This window comes from Sphingobium trunci, assembly GCF_022664535.1.
Classification (GTDB): domain Bacteria; phylum Pseudomonadota; class Alphaproteobacteria; order Sphingomonadales; family Sphingomonadaceae; genus Sphingobium.
The window spans coordinates 1-2105 of sequence record NZ_JAKUJY010000059.1 but is presented as its reverse complement, the minus strand read 5'-3'; the positions used below and the strand labels follow the sequence as shown (position 1 = coordinate 2105).

At 63.5% G+C, this 2105-nt stretch carries 1 protein-coding gene; it reads left to right on the top strand.

Going from position 1 to position 2105, the window contains the following annotated elements; genetic code table 11:
* Nucleotides 1-2092 (top strand): autotransporter family protein (locus MJ601_RS21710; RefSeq protein WP_242130471.1); only part of this gene is annotated, 2092 nt, incomplete at its 5' end.
* Nucleotides 2093-2105: the final 13 nt, after the last annotated feature.

Here is a 2105-nt window from a genome sequence, read left to right as displayed (position 1 = left end):
CACACTCAACGGCATCGTTGACGGCGGCGCCGGAACCGACGCGCTGGTCATCGATATCACCGGCGGAGGTCTGCTCAACCAGGTGCCGTTCGACAGGTTCGTGAACTTCGAAGAACAGTCGATCACCGGCACTGGCACGATCACCACCGATGGCCCGCTTTCGATCGACAGCCTCGTGCTGCGCGACGCCCATCTCACTTTGGCCGCCGGACAGACGCTCAAGACCGCAAGCGATACCAGCATCGTCTTTGCCTCCGGTGCCAATAGCCTCGTAAACCTTGGCACCATCACCGGCTCCCTGAGCTTCGCAGAGGGAACGAACAGTTTCGTCAATCTGGGCAGTATTGCAGGACCCGTCACCCTTAGCGGGGGCACTAACAGCTTCACCGTAGGCGCCGGTTCCTCGGTCAGCGGGCCTGTCATCGCCAATGGCACCGACGATCTGCTGATCCTGGCCACCGGCGGCACCGATGCGGCACCGCAGGAATTGTGGCTGTCCGGCTTCACTGGCTTCGAACGCACGCGGCAGGACAGCGGCACGCTCGCTCTGTCGGATGACTTCACCACCGGTCAGTTGACCCTTGCCGGCGGCCGCTTTATCGGTCGGACCGGATCGGTGCTCAACGCCTCCTCCATTCTGGTCAAGCAGGATGCGACCTTTGGCAGCGCGGGGACTGTCAACGGCGATATTACGGTGCAGGGCATCCTTTCCCCCGGCTCATCGCCGGGCACGATGACCATCAACGGCAATGTCGCGCTGGCGGGCAACTCCACCACCCTGTTCGAAATGACGCCGACCATCAGTGATGCGCTTATCATCAATGGTTCGCTCAACATCGCGCCGGGGGCGACGCTTAGGATCACTGGCAATCGTCCGCTGACCCCTGGCGTCACCTATGAACTGATCACGACCACCGGCGGCATCACCGGCAGCTTCACCACCATCGACAAGGCATCCAGCGTTGTGGGCTTTGTCCGGCAGGGCGATCACAGTATCGACCTGCTGGGCCAGTTCGTGCTTGGCAGCGGCGCCAGCGGCCAGGTCACGCAGACGGTCAATTATCTGAACGACCTGCTGATCGCCGGCACCGCAACCAGCGGCATTTTGAATGCGGCGCCTTCGCTGTTGCTGGCAGATGGTACGGTGAATCAGGCAGCCGCCGCTCGCCTCAACGCGGAAAGCTATGCTTCCGCTTCGCAGATCGGCATCGAAAATGGCCTGGCCATCGCCTCGACCCTGCGCACCGCCTCGACCAGCGCGCGGGGTGAGGAAGCGGGCCTCTTCACCTTCGGCCAGACGCTCGGCGGCTGGCGCCGCCTCCCCGGCGACGCGGCGCTCGGCACCGCGCGAGCGAATATCTCGACCTATGGCGCGCTTGCCGGCATCGGTATCGGCTCACAGACGGCCTCGCTCGGCGCGTTCGTCGGCTATATCGACGCCCGCCAGCAGATCGGTGCGCTTCAGGCCAGGACCAAGGCCGACGGTATCATGGCCGGCGCAGTCGCGCAGGCGTCGCTTGGCAGTTTCCATGTCGCCGCCTCGCTCAGCCATGACGGCAGCAAGGCTGACACTGACCGCAGCCTGCTCAGCAGCAGCAAACTCAGCAGCCATTATCGCTTGCGCAGCTGGACGGCGGATATTTCGCTGAGCCATGCCTTCGCTCTTGACGATGGCTGGAGCTTCGAACCCGAGGTCGGCTTCACGCATGTATCCTCGCGCCGCGGCAGCGCGAGCGAGACGGGTGATGCTGTCTGGGCACTGGATGTCCAGGGACGGCGGACCAAGGCCAGCTTCCTGCGCGGCGCGCTCGAACTGCATGGCCCGGCCGAGGCTCGCATCAATCCGTGGCTTTCCGCGGGCGTTCTGCATCAGCTGAGCGGCAACAGCAGCTTTGCGACTGCTGCCTATGCTAGCGTATCCGATGACCTGACTGTCGCGGGCGTGAGCCGCAGCAGCACGCTAGCCACGGTCGGAGCAGGCGTGAACCTGCGGGTTTCGTCGGCGGCAAACCTCTTTTTCAGCGGCAACAGCGAATTTGGAGCCGAAAGCAGCGGTCAAAACCTCACTGCGGGCCTGAGGATCCGTTTCTGAAGATCCAATATTA